The 21,082-nt window shown below is 68.6% G+C and carries 3 protein-coding genes; all 3 read left to right on the forward strand.

Annotated elements, in window-relative coordinates; genetic code table 11:
* Positions 1–258 precede the first annotated feature (258 nt).
* The 3 genes from P8627_RS08845 to P8627_RS08855 all read left to right on the forward strand — a co-directional run bounded on the left by P8627_RS08845 (position 259) and on the right by P8627_RS08855 (position 21,080).
* Positions 259–18,660, forward strand: coding sequence for a calcium-binding protein (locus tag P8627_RS08845; RefSeq protein WP_279963741.1), 18,402 nt, complete (start codon positions 259–261; stop codon positions 18,658–18,660).
* Between the two features lie 137 nt (positions 18,661–18,797).
* A complete protein-coding gene (locus P8627_RS08850) occupies positions 18,798–19,202 on the forward strand; it encodes a DUF3467 domain-containing protein (RefSeq protein ID WP_279963742.1) in 405 nt (134 codons plus the stop codon).
* 21 nt (positions 19,203–19,223) lie between these two features.
* Positions 19,224–21,080 (forward strand): HlyD family efflux transporter periplasmic adaptor subunit, encoded by a 1,857-nt coding sequence (locus P8627_RS08855; protein WP_279963743.1) that lies wholly within the window; start codon positions 19,224–19,226, stop codon positions 21,078–21,080.
* Positions 21,081–21,082: the final 2 nt, after the last annotated feature.

The following is a 21,082-nucleotide window of genomic DNA, read 5'->3' on the forward strand; positions in this document are numbered from 1 at the left end:
TGACGAAAATGACTCAGCGTCAATTTGGGGGCGTTCATTTCATTGTTGCGCGATTGGCTGCCGACGGGCGCAATTGGTACAGATTTGACTTGCGTCCAGACGAAAATGAAAAATTTGCATGACTTTCAGGACTTCGTGAGGCAGGCAATTCGCACAGCTGCTTTTGCGGGCGGTGCGCCTTGGGTCGATCGGCCCGCAACCTGTGATCTTGCGTGATCGAGGCCGCGTCCCCGTTCAATTTGTTTTCGCGGGGTTGCGATGAAGGATTTTGCTTTCGACGGTCCGATCAAATCGTCTGGTGACGGATCGGGCAAATCGAGCTTGCTCCGCGCCTCCTCCGCCGCAGCGATCCTGACCAAACCCCGAAAGCGGCCCAGCAGCGAACGGCTCGACGTCGAGGCGATGGAGCCGCGGATCCTGCTGTCGGCGGATCCGATCATCTCGCTCGGCGGGGCGCTGACCGCGATCACCCTGGATCTGGACGGCGACGACCTGGTCGCCACCGACGACAGCGACAGCTCCGAGATCGACCGCTGGGCGCTCAACAGCCTGAGCACGATCACCGTCGAGGGCACCGCCGCCGACGAGAGCCTGACCCTGGGCGACCTGATGCTGGGCGGCGCCGGTGCGCCGGTCGTCATTTTCGAGTCCGGCGAGGGTACGGACACCTTCACGCGGCCCACGGGGTCGCTGTCGGAATGGATCGACCCCGATCTCCTGCTCGATGTCGCGGATGTGCACGATGCGATCGAGGACGGCATGGGGCAGCTGGGCGGGCTGCTGCGCGGGCTGTCGGAGGCCGGCGATTTTGCGGCGCAATTCCCGTTCGTGGGCGGCTCGACCATCCTGGGGCAGGCCGAGGTGACCATCGGCGCGGCGCTGGACCTGTTCGAATGGATCGACGCCACCCGCGCGGAGATGCTGAGCCTGATCGACGATGCCAGCGCGACGGCGGGCGATTTCGCGGGCGACCTGGCGGGGCTGTCGAAATCGGTGAAGGGCCTCGGGCCCGCGCTGCTGAGCCCGAAGGTCGTGGCGGATTTCGATGCGACCGGCGCGATCGACGACTTCAACATCGATGTCGAGGTCGAGACGACTGATGGCACGGTCTTTACCGCGGCGGTCGCGGTCAACGTGCCCACGGGCGAGTCCGTCTACGACGCGATCGCGGCGGGCGTGGCCGAGGATTTCTCCGCCGTGGACGATATCGCCTCGCGCCTGCGCCTCGACGCGCCCGAGGGCGGCCGGCTGGCCTTCCAGGTCACCGCGGACGATGTCGCGGCGGTGCGGGTCACGACCGCGGCGGGCGACGATATCGCGACGCTGTTCGGCTTCACCTCGAGCGCGACCGAATTGGTCCGCGACGAGATCACCTCGCGGTTGTCGGGACTGGGCGATCTGGGGCTGGCGCTGACCGATGTCGCGCTGGGCCTGTCCACCGCGGGCGACGTGGTCTTCGACTTTGCGCTGACCGGCGCGCGGCAGACGGATTTCGACGTCGATCTGGGCGCCAATATCGACGCTGTCGGGCTGGAGCTGCAGGCGACGGCCAAGCTGGGCGTGGGCGCGGTGCTGGAAGCGTCCTTCGTGGCGGGCACGTCCGGCGTGACGGGCCGGATCGAAAGCCTCGGCATCGGGGCCGAGGTCGAGGCGACGCTCGACGCGACGGCGACGCTGGGCATCCTGGAGGGCACGCTGACGGGCGATCTGGCGGCCAATGCCGGCCTGCAATCGGCGACCGGCACCGTGGCTTTCGACGGCACGACCGCCGGGGCGGATCTGCTGACGGCGCTGACGCCGTCGGTGACCGGGGCGGATTACGACTTCACCGCCGACACGATCACGCTGGGCGGGACCGCCGGGCTGAGCGGCACGCTGGATCTGACGGCGAAGACCGGCGTGCCCGGGCTGGCCGGGTCGCTGCAGTTCGTGTTCAGCGACGGGGACCTGTTCGACGGCATCGCCCCGGACGTGAGCTTCGACGCGAATTCCGATTTCCTCGACTTCAACGATTTCTCGCCCGAGGACCTGGTCGGCGTTCTGGCCGATTTCATCGTCTGGCTGGACGACGCATCGCAGTCTTCGCTGCTTTCGGAGATCGAGATCCCCTTCATCGCGGGCGGGCTGAGCCAGATCGCCGATATCGCGGGCGTGGTGTCGGACCTGCTGCTCTACGATCGCGGCGGCGACGGGGTGAAGGATGGCGACAACAAGCTGGTCACCGACCTAAACACGGCGCTGAGCAATATCGGCCTGGGCCGCTATTTCGAGTTCCGCGGCGACGGGTCCACCCTGACCACCGCGATCCTCGACGACGATATCGACGAGGTGGTCTTCGACGACGATCTGGGCGGAATTCTGATCGGGCTCAACAGCGCGCCGATCGGCGATCTGACGGGCAAGTTCGCCGCCATCACGGCGGCAATCGCGACTCGCGTCACGCTGCGCAAGAACGGCGCGACGGTCGCGGAAGGCACGCTGGAGCTGACGCCCGATGCCTTGTCGGACAATACCGGGCTGGGCGACGATGTCTCGCGCCTGATCGACCGGTTCAACACGCCGACCTTCGATTCGGTGCAGGATTTCATCCGCCTGATCAACGACGTGATTCCGACCGGTTCGGTGAATTACGACATGGACGAGGACCGCCTGACCTTCGATCTGGACCTGACGAAGGCCCTGTTCGCGGTCGAGCTGGACACCTCCTTCGATCTCAATCTCGGGGACATCGCCGAGCTGACCTCCGACAGCCGGCTGGTGCTGACCGGCACGGGCGACCTGCAATTCGGGCTGGGGATCGACCTGACGCCCAACCCGTCGCAGCCGGGCGACCTGCCGTCGGATACCGGCGACCTTGAGCCCAACACCCTGCTGAGCGCGCTGGATGTCGAGGCGAAGGACGCCCCGGCGATCAGCGGCACCGCCGTGCCGCCCGCCGTGGCGACGCTGGAATTCACCGTCAATGGTGCGACGGTCACGCTGGCCGATCAGGATCTGCGGGTCACGACGTCCGATCTCGTCGATGCGATCAACGCGCAGCTGACGGGGGTGACGGTCTCGGCCGATCCGACCGGTAAACTGGTCTTCACGGCCGATGTCGATACCGACACGGTGACGCTGGGCGTGGCCGATACCGATCCGGCCATCGCGATCCTCGGCATCAATGACGGGCAGTCCGCCGTGGGCAGCGTCAAGGCGGCGCGCGCGGTCGCGCCGGCGGTCGGCGTGTCCCCCAGCGACATCGTGCTGAACCTGACGCTGGACGGCATGGCCTACACGGTGACGATCCCCGCGGCGGACACGCTGGCGGTCGAGGGCGGCGCCACCAAGACGCTGAACCGCAACATCGTCGACCTCGCCGCCGATCTGGGCAACGCGCTTGCCTTGGCGGAGGACGCGGGCGGCGCCACCGTCGACCTGACCAACCGGATCGCCGCCGATTACCAGGGCGGCGTCCTGGTCCTTACGCTGATCGACGACACGCTGAGCGCGGCGGATTTCTCGGTCGCGGCCGCGCCGGAGCTGGGCTTCGAGGCGGCGGTGGCGAACAATGACGACCTGCTGATCCGTCTGGACGATGACAGCGTCGTCGGGGTCGACCTGTCCGCGGCGACCAGTCTTGGCGATGTGATCGCGGCCATGCAGGCGGCGGTTCCGGGTCTCGTGGTCGAAATCACGCCCGACGATCCCGACACGCCCGAGGACGAGTCCGGCAAGTCGCTGCGCGTCACCTACGACCAGGGCGGCGTGCTGCTGCGCGCGATCGAGGGCACCAACGGCTCGGATGCGGCGACGCAGCTGGGGATCGCGGGCACCGACACCAATATCGTGCCCGCCGAGGGCGAGAGCGAGACGCCCGACGGCGTCATCACCGGCAGCGCCATCGGCGGCGTGCAGCTTTCGGACCGGTTCTTCCTGCATGGCGACGACCTGTCCGAGATCGGCAGCCTGACTTTCGAGGCCGAGGCCGGGCGCCTGCTGAATGACCTGCGCGTCTTCGGCGCGGGCGACGTGATCTATTCCGCGACGCTGGACCTGACCGATTGGATCGGGACGACGATCAAGCTGACTGGCGTGGGCAACCTCGAGGCCGACAGCTTCACCATCGACGCCATCGTCGATGTGGACCTGGACGGCGACGGGACCGATGATGCGCAGGGCGTGCGGCTGTCCGGCGTCGTCGGCACCGCCGGGCAGGGCGGCGGGCAGGGCATCCTGCAGACCGGGGTGGTGGCCGAGGCGATGCTGGGCTTCATCGGCGCCGACCTGACCGGAGAGGCGAATTTCGCGGCCAAGGCGACGCTCGGGCTGAACACGTCGCAGGGTTCGGTCGCCGAGGACGACATCGTCACCGTGGGCGAGCTGATCGAGGCGCTGGGCAACGGCGCCGCGCCGCTCGACATCCTCGCCATCCCGCAGATCGAGTTCAAGGACGGCGCGTCCGATTTCGGCGGCGCCGATCTGTCGCTGTCGCTCAAGACCGGCTCGGCCGGGTTCGACGCGATCAGCAGTCAGCTTCTGGGCGGCAGCGCCTCGGTGCCGCTGGAGATCGACATCCTCGCGCTGGGCGATCCGTTCCTCGGAACGCGGTTCGAAACCTTCGGCGGGTTGACCGTCACCGGGCCCGACAGCTTCACCGTCGGGCAGGACGTGACCGACATCCTGGCCGTGGGCGCCGATCTGCGCTTCTCCGACGGTGCCGGGCTGGTCTTCGACGCGACGATCTCCGAACTGACCGAAGATGCCGGCACGACGACCGTCACGGTGGAGGATTTCCGCATCGTGGAGGGCGCGGCGCAAGGCCTCGACCTTCAGACCGGCACCATCGACGACGTCACGCTGCGGCCCTCGGTCGGCACGAATTTCAGCGGCATTGATCCCAGCGCGATCCTGAGCGACGGCTTCGGCAATTTCGGGATCAACGAGATCCTCGACGCGCTGATCCTGGTCACCGACTTCCTTGCCGAGTTCGAGAGCTTCGAGTTCCTCGACACCGACATCCCGGTGCTCAACCAGTCGCTGCGCGACCTGCTCGCGATGGCCGACGACCTGCGCGACTTCGTCAACGAGTTGCGGGCCAACCCCGCGGGCTCGCTGCAATTCCTCGAGGATGCGCTCAACGACGCGATCGGCCTGTCCTCGGCCACGCTGGGCGAAGCCTTCGCGCTGGCCACGGGCGAGGTCGATCCGGGCGACATCCAAGCCTTCGAGATCGGCTTCGAGGAGGTCGACGGCAAGGACCTGCTGACCTTCTCGCTCAATATCGGGACGCTGTTCTCGGACAGCGTGAACGTGGGCTTCGCCGATCTGGGCTTCGGCGACATCTTCGACGACCTGGGCCTCGACGGGATCGTGGACTTCTCGGGCTCGGCCGGGCTGGCGGCGAATGCGGGCGTGTTCATGACGCTGGCCTTCGGCGTCGACCTGAACACCGTGACCGACAGCGACACGCCGATCGGTGACGCGCTGTTCCTGCTCGACGAGACCGGGCTGGAGGCGACGCTGGGCGTCGCGGGCGAGGATCTCGCCTTCAACGCCTCGCTCGGGCCGCTGGCGCTGGCGATTCAGAACAACGGCGCCGAGAAGGCCTATGTCGCCATCAATGCCGGCGCCGAACTGGCTGCGACCTTCACCGATTACGTCGCGCTGTCGGACCTGTCCGTCGGCGACGCCTTCTCGATCACCGGCAACCAGAGCGGCGCGTTCGGCACCGTGGAAGGCGTGCTGCCGGTCTTCTTCCCGAGCGACAGCAACTACATCGGCGCGATCCGCGTGGGCAATGCGATCACCGAGGATTCGGAAGGCAACGCCGTCGGCAACCAGGGCGACCTGGCCAATATCGCCAACCTTACGGTGGTGAGCGACGCCGCCGGCCTCGACGCCGCGGTGGGCGACAGCGCGGTCATCATCGACATCAGCGACCTCGTGTCCTTCCTGACGGGCTTCGACCTGTCGGAGCTGTCGATCTTCGACAACATCCGGCTGGCCACCGACGGGTTCGACCAGATCCTCGGGCTTCTGGGCGAGAACCTGTTCGGCACGCTGTCGCAGCTGAACCTGCCGCTGGTCGGCAGCGCCTTCGCCGACGCGGCCGATTTTATCGGCGATTTCCGCGAGGGCTTCATCGGCGATTTCCGGGTCGCGATCGACAATATCGAGGACGCGGCGGAGGATTTCACCGATCCCGACCTCAACCTCATCTCGAACCTGATCTTCGACCTGCTGGGCCCGGACGGGCTGAACCTGCTGCAGGCGCTGGAAGATGCCGACCTGACCGACGGTCCGGACACGGCGGGCGACTACATCGCGCTCGACGCCGAGGCGCTGGCGGACGTGCTGTTCAACGGCGCGGCGCCGAGCACCGCCGACATCTTCTGGGCCTTCACGCTGGGCCAGAAGATCCTGCCCGCGAACCTGCGCAATATCGATCTGGGCTTCGATATCGGCATTCCGGGCCTCGGGCTCGAGAGCGATGCCGAGATGGATCTCGACCTCGAATGGTCGCTGGAGCTGGGCTTCGGCCTGTCGGCGGTGGACGGCTTCTACCTCGACGTCAGCAGCCAGGACGAGCTGGAATTCACCGCCACGGCGACGCCGCGCGGCGAGATCACCGGCAAGCTGGGCTTCCTCGGCCTGACGGCGAAGACCGACGATGTCGGGCGCGACCTGGATGGCGACCTTGAGAACGAGATCACGCAGCTTCTGGCGCGGATCTCGATGGACGTCACCGACGGCGTCGCGGACAACGCCAATGACGATACCGGCCGGCTGGGGCTGGCCGAATTCGGGCAGATCGGGCTGAACCTGAACATCTACGCCGAAGCGGCGGCGATGCTGGATCTGACGCTGGGCATTTCCAACGAGTTGCTGGGCGGCAATTCCAGCTCGGGCTTCCCGTCGATCATGGCCGATTTCGAGTTTCTCTGGCAGCTCGACCAGACCTATGTGCTGATCGGCGACGGCCAGTCGGGCGATTTGGGCCAGGCCCTGTCCGAGGGCATGAAATATCTCGCCTTCAACAGCGTGCAGCTGGATGTGGGCGAATACCTGACCGACGTGCTGGGCCCGATCGTCGAGAAGGTGGCCGAGGTCACCGAGCCGCTGCAGCCGCTGATCGATTTCCTGACCGCGCCGATCCCGCTGATCGACACGTTCGGCGTGAACCTGACCATGCTCGACATCGCGGCCACGGCCGGCAAGGTCGACCCGCGCCTGATCCGCGCCATCGCGGACGTCATCTCGCTGATCAACACCATCAACGAGCTGTCCTCGGCCGAGGGCCTAATGGTCCCGATCGGCGATTTCGTGATCTTCGACACGATCTCCGGGGCCGGCGGCAGCAATCCCTTCTCGGACGGCTTCTCGGGGAAATCGACCTTCGAGCAGAAGAAGTCCAACGGCTCGCTGAAGACGCAGGACACGAAGGCGAGCCTGAACCAGCAGGCCTCGGGCGGAAACAAGTCCGCCTCGACGATGAACAAGCTTCTGGCGAACGGCGCCTTCGCCTTCCCGATCCTGACCGACCCCACGCAGGTCTTCGGCCTTCTGATGGGCAACCCGGCGACGCTGGTCACCTACGACCTCGCGCCGCTGGTGGCCGAGTTCGAGAAGAAGTTCTTCTTCTCGATCTTCGGACCGCTGGGCGTATCGCTGGGCCTGCAGATCGAGTTCACGGCCGATTTCGCCTTCGGCTACGACACGATCGGCATCCAGAAATTCGTCGATACCGGCTTCCGCAACCCGCTGCTCCTGCTGAACGGCCTCTATGTCTCGGACCGCGCCAACGCGGACGGCACCGGCGCCGACGTGCCCGAACTGCGCTTCCTGGGCGGCATCACCGCCGCGGCCGAGCTGAACCTCGGCGTGGCCAGCGCGGGCGTCGCGGGCGGGCTCTTCATCGAGATCCTGTTCGACCTGTTCGACCCCGACAATGACGGCCGGGTGCGCCTGAACGAGCTGGAATCCAACTTCACCAACCAGCTGCGTGCGCCGACCGATGGCGAGAAGCTGTTGGCCCCGCTGGCGATTTTCGACGTCTCGGGCGAGATCTTCGCGCGGCTCTTCGCCTTCCTGAAGATCGACCTGGGCCTGTTCGAGATCAACAAGCAGTTCGATCTGGTCAATCCGATCACGCTGCTGACCTTCGATATCGACTTCTTCCGGCCTCCGATCGTGGCCTCCGAGGCGCCGAACGGCGACCTGGTGCTGAACACCGGTCGCTTCGCCGCCGAGCGCCTGTTGGGCAACACCAACGATTTCGGCGAGACGATCAACATCGAGAAGGTCGGCCTGGCGGCCAACGGCAATATCCTGGTCGATATCTGGGGCGATTTCGGGCCCGACAGCCCGACCGTGGACAACAAGTTTCGCTACGAAATCGCGCCGGGCGCGACGCTGGTGGTCGATGGCGGGATCGGCGACGACCGCGTCTTCCTGCACAATTGGCGCGGCGACGAGGTGCATTTCGACATTCGTGGCGGAGCCGGCAATGACCGGATTGAGTTCCTCGGCTCGTCCGGCGCGCTCGCGACCACGCGCTACAACATCCTCGACGGCGGGGCCGGGCGGGACACGATCATCGGCTCCAGCGCGTCCGATCACCTGACCGGCGGCGCGGGCGACGACAGCCTGGGCGGCGGCGGCGGAAACGACCTGCTCTTCGGCGACGCGGGCGAGATCCGCGAACTGGTCATCTCGGCCGAGGCACGGGCCACGGACGGGCGCGACACGCTCTTCGGTGGCGCGGGCGACGATATCATCATCGGCGGCGGCAACAGCGACAACCTGTCGGGCGAGGGCGGGCGCGACCTGATCCTGGGCGATGGCGGGGTGATCGCCTTCGACAGCGGCGATCCCCTGAAGACCGTCGGCGCCGTCGCGGCGCTGCACAGAGGCGGCGTCACCGATGTCGACGGCGCGGGCGCGAAGGACACCATCTTCGGCGGAAGCGGCCAGGACGTGATCTTCGGCGCCGAGGGCGACGACAATATCGACGGCCAGGGCGACAGCGACATCATCTTCGGCGGCGAAGGCTTCGACACCATCGCGGGCGGCGAAGGCAACAACCTGATCTTCGGCGACACCGGCCGCATCCTGAGTTCGCTGACGGGCAACGATGCCGACGGCTTCCTGGCGAACCTGACGGCGATCACAGACGCCACCAACGTGAACACGCTGACACCGCGCTTGGCCGTGGGCGCCAGCGGCGCCAGCGACGTGATCACGGCGGGCGGGTCGAAGGACATCATCTTCGCCGGCATGGGCAACGACACCGTCCGCGCGGGCGGCGGCGACGACCTCGTGCTGGGTGAGGGCGGGGCCGACAGCCTGATGGGCGAGGACGGCAATGACGACCTGCGCGGCGGCGGGCAGGGCGACTTCCTCGACGGCGGGGAAGGCAATGACAGCCTCGACGGCGGCACCGGTCCGGACGCGGTGTTCGGCCGCGGCGGCGAGGACGTGATCCTGGTCACCAAGGGCTCGGACACGCTGAACGGCGGCGATGGCGGGGACACCTACCGCGTCAACCTGGCCGGCGGCACGACCTCGTCGGAGATCGGGCTGGTCGATTCCGGCCTCGACGCCGCGGATGTCGACATCCTCGAGATCAACGGCACCGATCGCGACGACCGCTTCCTGATCCGCGCCGACGCCTCGGGGGCGAACGCCTTCGTCGCGATGCTCAACGGCGACTTCAACGCCGAGCGGGTGAATTACGGCAAGACGCTGGAGCGCATCATCGTCAATGGCGGCGGCGGCGACGACCTCTTCGCCTCCGACGACACGGCGGCCGAGATGACGCTGAACGGCGGCGCGGGCGCCGACCAGTTCCAGATCGGCCAACTCTTCCGTACGGCACGCAACGTGAACGTCGACAATGGCGGGATCGACACCGGGATCGACGCGGAAGATTTCTACATGACGCTGCAGACGACGCGCGGCTTCCTGTCGAACGGCATCAGCTTCCCGATGACGATCAATGGCGGCATCGGCGACGACAGCTTCGTGATCTATTACAACAAGGCCGTGCTGCAGCTTAACGGCGATGCGGGCGACGACCTGTTCGAGGTCCGCGCCTTCGCGCTGGCCGGCTCCTCCGAGCCGGCGCGCGAGCGCACCGACCTGACCGGCGGCGCCGGTGCGGACACGATGCGCTACGCGGTCAGCGCGCCGGTGAACATCAACGGCGGCGACGGGTTCGACACGCTGATCGTGATCGGCACCGAGTTCGGCGACGATTTCGTCATCACTGACGAGGGCGTCTTCGGGGCAGGGCTGAACGTCAACTTCGTCAATATCGAAAACCTGATCGTCGATGGCGGCGAGGGCGACGACCGGTTCTTCCTGCAATCGACCAAATCGTCGGTCTTCACCCAGCTCTTCGGGGGCCTGGGGTCGGACACGTTCAACGCCAGCGGCGCCACCCCGCCGGTCGTGTCCAACGACCTGCGCGGCCATTCCGGCATCATCGCGCATTCGATGGAGTCCTCGGACGCGCGCTATGACGGCCAAAAGGTCTTCGGCGTCTCGGCCAATGTCGGCGACAACGAGCAGGCCTTCGCGATCGTCACCCAAACCCAGGGCTCGACCATCGTGGACGAGGGTGACAGCGTCGGCGATCTCTACTCGATCGTGCTGACCCGCGCGCCCAGCCGCGACGTCGAGGTCGTGGTGGGCGCGCCGTTGCCCTCGCCCGACGGGCGCAACCAGGGCCGCTATGCCTTCCGCGTCGACAGCGATGCGACGGGGGCGACCGTCAAATCCGACGGCTCGGCCGTCACGCTGGTCTTCACCGCGGATAACTGGAACGTCGCGCAGGAGGTGAAGGTCATCGCCGACGGCGTCCGGCAGGAGCTGCCCGGCGCGCTGTTCACCCGCGGCGACCTTGCCGGCCAGGCCAACACGCCGGTCGATTTCAACTTCGACGATGCCGCCTTCGAGGGGCAGACCAACGGCGTGGTCACGCATTCCTTCAAGTCGGGCCAGAATGTCGTCGGAAATGTCGGCACCGTGTCGGCGGCCGGCGGATCCGCGATCACCGTGGCCAAGGCGCCCTTCGGCACGCTGACCGCGGACGACCTGCTGGGCCGCCAGATCACGATCTCGGAAGGGCCGGGCTTCGGCCAGTCCCGCTTCGTGACCGGCGTGACCGACAATGGCGGCACGCTGACCTTCGATCTGGACCGCGACTGGACGACCGGCGACGTGCCGACGACCGACTCGGCCTTCATCCTGCGGGTGGACGACGCGCTGACCGGCGTGGTCGGCACCGTGGTCGAGATCCCGGCCGAAGCGCGGTTCGACGACCGCGCGACGCTGACGGCGAATACGAATGACGGCAGCCCGCTGACCTTCGGCGACCCCGACAGCCTGATCGGGCGCGAGCTCGAGATCATCGGCGGCACCGGCGCGGGCCAGAAGCTGCTGATCCTCGGCAACACGGCGACCGAGCTGACCCTGAACGGCGTCTTCGACGTCGATCCGGGGGCGGATTCCGTCTTCCGCATCAAGCTCTATGACGGGCTGCAGGCGCGCAGCGTCGAGGTCACGATCAACGACAACGACACGCCCGGCCTGATCGTCGACCAGACCTGGACGCTGGACGGGGCCGGCGCCGTGGTCGCGGATGACAACACGATCACGACGGTCATCGAGGGCGCCGATGGCGACCAGACCGACGAGCGCGACGCGATGAAGCTGCGCCTGAACCAGGCGCTGGCGGCCGGGCAGCAGTTCACGCTGACGCTGGATTACGACAGCACGCAGATCGAGCTCTACAAGGTGGGCGGGCCCTATGACACGCCGCTGACCGAGCTCGCCTTCGACGCGACCAACGCGCTGAGCGGCTTCGACATCGAGGTCCGCGCGACCGACGACACCAAGCGCGAGGGCGCGCATAACGCGCTGATCCGCTTCGGCTTCGTTCCGAACTTCACCAGCGCGAGCGCGTCCGCCGAGTCGCTCACGCTCGACATTCCCGGCAGCGCGCCGGTCACCTCGATCGGGCTTGGCCAAGTGCCCACCGCGATCGCCAGCCTGACCATCGACGGCATCCCGCTGGTCGAGGGCGTGGATTTCGAACTGGTCCCGAACTCGGGGACCGTGGTGTTCCTCGATCCGGCGGGCCAGCCGACCGAACGCGCGGGCATCATCGCGGCTACCTATTCCTACGCGGTTCCCACCTTCGCCACGGCCTTCGCCGAGAGCGTGCTGGTCACCATCTCGGACGACGACGCGCCCACGATGCTGCTGCGCGAGACCGGCGGCTCGACCGACGTGATCGAGGGCGGCAAGACCGACACCTACGAGCTGGTCCTGACGGGCCAGCCCAGCGACACGGTCGAGGTCGACCTGACCGAGCTGATCACCAAGACCACCAAGACGGGCGGAATCCGCCACGACCTTGTGCAGCTTCAGATCACCGGCATCACGCGCGACGGCGTCACCGTGCCGATCACCGAGGTCGACGCGCTCGACCCGAGCGGCAACCAGGTCTTCGACTCCGGCGGCAACGTCGTCACCAAGGTGATGGCCAGCTTCGACGCGGACAACTGGGACGTGCCGCTGATCATCACCGTTGCGGCGGTGGACGACGCGGTCTTCGACGGCGGCGACACTAAGGTCTTCGCGCCGGGCCCGGCCACGCTGGCCGGTATCCTCGGGCCGGTCCTGACCGACGGCGCGGGCGGCAGCGGGTCGACCGCGGGCCTGCGCGCGCCGCTGATGCTGCCGGGCGAGATCAACGTGAAGCCCGCCATCGGCGAAGCCGATATCGCCAACGACGCGGCCAGCCCGACGGTCACGATCGACCGCTCCGACCTGACCGACGCGGTGCTGACCGAGCTGCGGCTGCGCCTGCCGGGCACCGGCGCGGGCCTCGCCACCGATGACGAGATTGCCGAGCTGGTGGGCAAGACGCTGGAGATCACCGGGGCCGAAAACGCGCCTTCGGTCACCGACCAGTTCCGCCTGATCATCGCCGCCGAGATCAACCCCGACGGCACCGTCACCTTCACGCTCAACGAGGCCTACGAGCTGGCCACCGACGCGGAGGGCGTGCCGACCGAGAGCTTCGACGGCGTCGTGGGCTACGCGATCACCAGCGAGAGCCTGAACTTCTTCGTCGACGAGACGCAGGCGATCGACGTGCTCTTCGTCAATGACGACGACAGCCTGGCCGACAGTTCGGGCCTGCTGTCCAGCAACCGTCTGTCGGGCCTGAACATGGGGCCGGACGTGATCATCGGCGGGCGCGAGCGCCTCGGCGGGATCACCTTCGGCAATCTCGAGGTGCTCGATATCACCCTCGGAGCCGGCTACAACGATTTCGAGATCATCGGCACGCCGACGCGCGCCGATGGCGGGCAGGTCTGGACGATCCTGCGCACCGGCGACGAGATCGTCGACATCAACCAGCCGGGCGTCCGTGCCGGCGACACCGTCACGGCCGATCTGCACGACGCCGAGCGAGAGCTCGCATCCGGCAGCGCCATCGCGCTGGAGCTGCCCGAGCTGGGCAACGGCTTCCGCAACGTGCTGACGCTCGATGCGGGTTTCGACGCCACGGGTTATTCCGGCCAGATCCTACGCATCCTCGACGCGGGCGGCGCGGTGCTGGGCGAGCGCTGGATCACCGGCGGCGCCGGCAACCAGCTCTTCGTCGACGCGCCCTTCGACGGGCTGGACCTCGTCGCGGGCTGGGCGATCGTCGATCCGGCCGACGGCGCGCTCGCGGTCGAGCTGCAGGGCGGCGATGACCTCTTCGACGGCGCGTCCTCGACGCTGGACCTGATCGTCTTCGGCGGCGCGGGCTCGGACATCATCACCACCGGCACCGGCGACGACGTCGTGCTGGGCGATACCGGCCGCGTCGATTTCGTGGCCCCGGTCGATTACACCGACGACGCAGGCGCCATCGTGACCCGGCTGGGCCAGTCGCCCGAGGTCATCCTCGGGCTGGCGACGGCGCCCTTCGCCCCCGGCGTGCTGACCGGCAACCAGATCCTGCCGGTCCCCGACCGCTCGACCGGCCGCGCCGACGATCCGTTCGAGACCGGCGATACCGGGCTGATCGGCCTCTTCGTCGACATCAACAACGGCACCGGATTCCTGGAAGAGCCGCGGCTGATCACCGACAACGACGCGTCCTCGATGACGATCGCGCCCGACTTCTCGGTGACGCTCGACGCGACCTCCGGCTTCCGCATCTCGACCCTGCCCGAGGACCAGACCGACCTGGTGCGCTGGGGCAAGGGCATGGTCCTCGCCATCGCCGATGACGATGGCGGCGACGACCTGATCGTCACCGGCGCGGGCGACGACCTCGCCATGGGCGGTGAGGGCGATGACTCGATTACTGCAGGCACCGGCAGCGACCTCGTCTTCGGCGATCTGGGCCGGGCCGAGTACGATTACGCGAGCCCCATCCTTTCCGCGCCCGAGATCGGCGCGACGGTCGAGACGATCCTGACGCGCGCCGTCTCGGTCGAGCAGGCCCGCGGCGGCGACGACCTGATCCGCGGCAACGCGGGCAGCGACACGATCATCGGCGGCGCCGGCGGCGACGCGATCCACGGCAATGACGAGGTGAACGGCGCGCCCGAATTGGACGGCGACGACGTCATCCTGGGCGATAACGGCATCGTCGAGCAGGCGGGCGGCGTGCCCACCCGCATCGGCACGCTGGACGCGACCGGCAGCTTCTTCGCGGACGACCTGATCTCCGGCGGTGCGGGCGGGGATGTCATCCTCGGCGGGCTGGGCGGCGACACGATCCACGGCGACCACGTGGCCGGGTTCGAGACGACGCTGGACGCCGCCGACATCATCTTCGGCGACAATGGCGAGATCGTCTTCGACCTGACGCTGGCGACCCCGGTGCCGGGCAGCTTCGACCGCGACCTGCTGCAGACCGTGCGCTCGACCGCACCGACGCAGGGCGGCGACGACGTCATCACCAGCTCGCTCTACGAGGACACGATCCTGGGCGGCGCGGGCGACGACACGATCGATGCGGGCCAGGTGGACAACCTTGCCGACGTGGTGCTGGGCGATCACGGCGAGATCACCTTCGCCGGGACCGGCGAATACGGCACCGACGCGCGGACCGACCGCACCGGCATCGTCAGCTTCAACTTCGGCTCCGACAAGCGGCGCGACCAGGACACCTCGGTCTTCGAGGCCGCCGGGGTCGACACTAGCGCGAGCACGCTGCCCGCGCCGCGCTCGGCCGGCTGGATCAATCTGCAGGAAGCCGCGGCGACCTTCGGCGACAACGAGCTGGAGATCGTGCGCGACGACGCGAGCAACATCCTGGCGGGCGTCAAGCTGAGCTGGCGCGCGGTCGATGCGGATGGCGAGACGCAGCGCAACCGGAACGGCCTGCACCGCGATATCGACGTCGAGGGCCCGGGCGGCGACCAGCGCCTGTTCGAAGGCTTTATGACGGCCGATCGCGGCGACACGATCGAGGTGCAGATCGACGGGCTCGACGGGCACTATGAGAGCTACGACATCTACGTCTATCTCGATGCCGACAGCGCCAATACCGACCGCGCGATCGATACGCAGCGCAAGATCACGCTGGGCGGCCAGACCTTCTTCGTCGACGATCCGCAGGACAGCGATTTTGCGGGCACCTATCAGCGGGTCGAGGCCGGAACGCCCGGCATCGGCAACTACGTCGTGGCCACGGGCCTGAGCGGCGGATCGCAGACGATCACCGTTTCTGTCGAGGGCGAGAACCCTGACCGGCCGCGCTCCCCTGCGACCATCGCGGGCATCCAGATCGTCGGCCGCGGCTACGCCATCGACACGGTCGAGTCGACCGCGCTCGAGGTCGGCGGCGACGACGAGATCGCCACCGGCGGCGGCAACGACCTGGTCTTCGGCGGCGCGGGCAGCGACCTGATCCGCACCTATGGCGACGCCGATATGGGCGCGCTGGATGCGGATGCTGTGATTGGCGACAACGGCAAGGCGGTCCTGGTGCTGCGCAATCCGCTGGCGCCCGAGCTGCGGACCATCGAGACGCTGGACGCGCCGGGCCCGCAGGCCAATGACGACTCGATCGCGACCGGCAACGGCGAGGACGCGGTTCTCGGCGGTCTGGGCAGCGACGTGATCGACACCGGCGACCGCGGCCCGCATGACGGCGTCGACGGCGCCGCGACCGGCACCGACGTGACCACCGTCAGCATCAATTTCGGCGCCGGCGTCGTGAACGGGCTGGTCGACGACCAGGCGGGCTTCGTTGCCGATGACGACTGGAACAACTTCACCAACGCGCAGGAATCGACCCGCGATCTGGAGCTGCGCAACCAGCGCGACGCCAATTTCGAGGGTCCGGGCGTCGACCAGCAGCGCAGCACGGCGCGGCCGACGCGCGAGGCCGAGGTGCTGACGACGGCCGAGGGTATCACCCTGACCGTCGGCCAGAACCTCGACGACCGGCGTCCGCGCGGGGTCGAGGTCGAGGCGCATGACGAACTCAAGCCCGACACCGAGAACGGCCGGATCTTCAACGGCTACATCTCGGCCCGCAACAACGCGGTGCTGGGCGTGGACGTGGCGAATATCCAGCAGGCGGTCGGGACCGATCCCTACGACGTCTATCTCTATATCGATGCCGAGGATCGCGACGCCTTCACCGACGCCGCCGCGCGCCTCATCACGCTGGTCACGGCGAGCGGGACGACCTCGCTCGAGGCGGCCGATCCCGAGGGCTTCACCTTCACGGGCGAGTTCCTGGCCTATGACCCGGCGAACCCGGACCGGCCCGCCAATGTCGTGATCTTCCGCGACGTCGTGGGCGATAGCTTCAGCCTGCGGATCGAGGCCGGCTTCGAGGAAACCCGTCCGGGCGTCTTCCGCGCCGATCGCGACACGCCGGGCCTGGCGGGCCTTCAGATCGTGGGCGGGGCCGACAAGGGCGCCGTGATCCAGCAATCCGATACCGACAGCGACCGCGTCATCGGCGACCAGGGCGTCATGCAGCTCTTCGCGGGCCGCGTTGTCGAGATGGAGGCCGCCAGCACGGGCGCGGCCGTGGCCGACGACCTGATCGCGACCGGCGCGGATGGCGACATCGTGATCGGCGGCGACGGGGCCGACACCATCCGCGGCGAGGCCGGCGACGACGTGATCGCGGGCGACAACGCCCATGCCGTCCTCAACGGCGGCGAGGCCGCGGGCCTGAAGCTGGGCCAGTGGGCCGCCGAGGAGGTCAGCCGCTCGCAGGACGCCGCCGACGGCTTCAGCGCCTATGGCGGGCATTACTTCGGCGACTTCTTCGACGATTACGGGACCAATGGTGGCTATGGCGGCCAGGAAGGACGCAATTTCGATCCCTTCCGCGTCCCGGGCCTGCACCTAGTCGATGTCGGCACCGGCGGCGACGACGTGATCGCCGGCGAAGGCGACGACGACTGGGCCTGGGGCGGGGCCGGCAACGACACCTATGTCTTCGAGGGCGAGGCGCTGGGCGACGACAAAATCGTCGAAGCCGGATTCCTGGGCCAGGGGACAGGCTATGGCCGGTCCTTCCAGAACTTCGATGCCGGCAACTACTACGGCGTCGATGGCGGCTACTGGGATCCCTTCGACGGCGAGCCGCCGGTGCGCAACGCGATCGGCCGCAACGACGTCGTCGTCGCGGGCCCGCTGGGCCTGCCCAACGACGCGGGCGACCGCATCGACCTGAGCGGCCTGGCCGGGCCGGCCGAGATCGACCTGGGCGACATGCGCTGGCAGGTGATCAACGGGCTGGTCGCGGGCGGCGAGCACATGCTGTCGCTGCAGCTCTTCAACGGCAGCGCCTTCGAGGACGTCATCGGCACCGAATTCGACGACGACCTGGAGGGCAACGACCGCAACAACCTGATCATGGGCCTGGGCGGCGCGGACGACATCAACGGCGTCAACGGGGCGAACGTCCTGTCAGGCGGCGATGGCGACGACCGCATCTCGGCTGGGCGCGTGCAGTTCCTGTTCGACGGCTCGGGCGGACGCGACAGCCGCTCCGACCCGGCCGACAACGTGATCTTCGGCGGCGCGGGCGACGACCAGATCCGCGGCGGCGTCGGCGACGACCTGATCGACGGTGGCGAGGGCGATGACTTGGTCAACGGCTCGCGCGGGGGCGACCTGATCCTGGGCCAGGACGGCGACGACCGGCTGCGCGGCGATACCCGCTCCGGCGCCGTGGTGCTCGGCGGCCTGGGCGAGGACCGGCTGCGCGACCGCGACGACACGCGTTCCGGCGGGTTCACCCGCGAAGAGGGCCTGGTGCCGCCGGCGATCGGCGGCGGCGGCGATCCGACCCGCGAAGAGCTGGTCGCCCCGCGCGTCGCCGCCTTCGCGGCGGAGGCCGCGCGTCCGGATCTGGTCAGCACCCTGTCGCTGGCCGATTTCGGGCTCCAGCCCGCGGCGCTCGTGCTGCCGACCGGGGCCCTGCTGATCGGCAGCCTCGACCCGGCGACCAAGCTGGCCGCGCTGCTGCCGCCCGAGGACGGGCTCGACCCCGCCGCGGCGCCCGCCGATCCGGACGAGGTGCTGGTCTTCGATGAGCGCGTCGGCGAGATGATCACGCGCGAGGAAGCGATGCTCCTCGACGCGGCCTATGGCGAAGGTGGCGCGACCTGGCCGGTGGCCGCCCAGTAACCGCCCCGATCCGGGGCGCGCCCGCCACAGGTGCGGCGCGCCCCGCCCCTTCGACCCCGAAACGCCTTGCCCAGGGGCAGCCGCTTCGACAAGTTCCACACACCGCTGAACAGTGACTTCATTGAGGATTCAGGACCATGGCCGAGACCGACGCACAGACCGCTTCGACCACGACGGCGACGCCGGACGAAGTGGGCACCCCCGCCGCGCCGGTGGTCAACTGGGACGACAGCGCGATGGAGACGACCTACGCGAATGTCGTCAACGCCGCCTCCACGCGCGAGGAGGTGACGCTGCTTTTCGGGTCGAACCAGACCTGGAACCCGGCGGCCAACAAGGAATTCGACGTCAAGCTGCTGAACCGCATCATCCTGAACCCGCATGCCGCGAAGCGCCTCTTCGTGCTGCTGGGGGCGGTGCTGTCGCAATACGAGCGGCGCTTCGGCGAGATCAAGCTCGACGGGCTGGCCGCCGCCGCCGCGAGCCAGGCCGCGGCCTCGGGCCAGGCTTCGGCGGGCAAGGCCGGCAAGGGCAAGTCGTAACGGAATGACCTCGACGCGCCCGTGACCCCGGCAAGCGGATCCGGCGCGTCCCGCGCGGGCGGCGCGGAGGCGGCCTCGACCGTCTCCGTTCTCGACCGCGCGCTCTGGTCCAAGTTCTCCGAAGACCAGGATCTCGCATCCTTCGCGCGGGTCTGGCTGGCGCTCGCCGTCCGCACCCTCGGGCCCTGTCCCGAGGCCGCGGTGGTCGTGCGCACGCCGCGTGGCCTCGTGCCCATCGCGCTCTGGCCGCAGGATGGAAGCCCGAGCCACGCGGTGATGGACGCGATCGAGCTGGCGATGACCGAGGGCCGGGCGCTGGTCCGGCGCGACACGCTGGTGGCGCAGCCTTTCATCGTCGATGGCGAGGCGCTGGGCGCGGTCTGTCTGAACCTCGCGCAGGCGCCGGCCGATGCCGCCGACCTGCTGCACCGGCTGCGCTGGGCCTCGGGCTGGATGGTCGCCGCGCTGCGCCGCGACTTGGGACAGGCCGACCGGCAGGATCGCGGCCGCGCCGCGCTGGTGCTCGACGTCGTGGGCGCCGCGCTCGACACGCGAACCCATCGGGGCGCGGCGATGGCCGCCTGCAACCTGCTGGCGCGCGAACTGGGCTGCGCGACCGTGGCGCTGGGCCAGGCGCGCCGCCGCGGGCGGATCAGGGTCACCGCGCTTTCCGACGTGGCCGAGCGCCCGCGCGAGACCGACAGCACCCAGGCCATCGCGCTGGCGATGGGCGAGGCGTTTCACCAGGAAGGTTCGATCCTGCATCCGCCGCGCGAGGACGGCGCCTTCATGGTCACCCAGGCCCATGCCGAACTGGCGCGGGACGGGCGGCTGGGTGACCTTCTGACCGTGCCGCTTTTCGAGGGAACGGGCGGCGCGGCGATCGGCGCGCTGCATCTCGCCAAGCCCGCGGGGGCCCGCTTCTCGGAGATGGAAATGGCGGCGGCCGAGGGGGCCGCGGCGGCGCTGGGCGCGCTCCTGTCGGGCCGCGAGCGGGCGGAGCGGGGCGTGATCCGCACCGCCTGGGACAGCCTGAAGGGCGGGCTGGGCCGCCTGCTGGGTCCCGGCTACCTAGGGCGCAAGCTGGCGCTTCTGGCCGTGGCGGGGATCGTCGCCTTCTTCACCTTCGCGATGTCGGAATTCCGCGTCACCGCGCAATCCGAGCTGCAGGGCGCCGTCGTGCGGTCGCTCGCCGCGCCCTTCGACGGCCATATCGCCGTGCAATTCGCCCGCGCCGGCGACCGGGTCGCGGCGGGCGATCCGCTTTTGGCACTCGATGAGCGCGACCTGCGGATCGAGCTCACGCGCTGGCGCACCGACCTGGAGCGCTATGCCGGCGAATACGACCGCGCGCTGGCCGCCCGCGACGCCGCCGCCGCCCGCATCGCCGAGGCCAACATGCAGCAGGCCCGTGCCCGCGCCGACCTGGTGGCGCGCCAGCTCGAGCGGTCGGTCCTGCGCGCCCCGTTCGACGCGCTCGTGATCGAGGGCGATTTCAGCCAGTCCCTCGGCGTGGCCGTGCGGCTGGGGCAGGAGATGTTCCGCCTCGCGCCGCTCGACGCCTACCGCGTCGCCATCGAAGTCGAGGAGCGCGATCTCGACGAGCTGCGCGTGGGACAGGAGGGCTTGCTGGTGCTGGCGCCACTGCCGGACCAGCGCTTCCCCTTCGAAGTCACGCAGATCACCCCGCGGATGATCGCCGAGGACGGCCGCAACTACGCCATCGCCGAGGCCACGCTGCAGGACACCGCGCCCGAGCTGCGTCCGGGGATGCGCGGCATCGCCAAGGTGTCCATCGAGGAACGCCGCCTGATCGCGATCTGGGCCCAGCCGATCATCGACTGGTTCCGCCTCGCGGCCTGGCGCTGGCTGCCCTGACG

Origin of the sequence: Jannaschia sp. GRR-S6-38, from assembly GCF_029853695.1 — a bacterium.
GTDB classification, from domain to species: Bacteria; Pseudomonadota; Alphaproteobacteria; order Rhodobacterales; family Rhodobacteraceae; genus Jannaschia; species Jannaschia ovalis.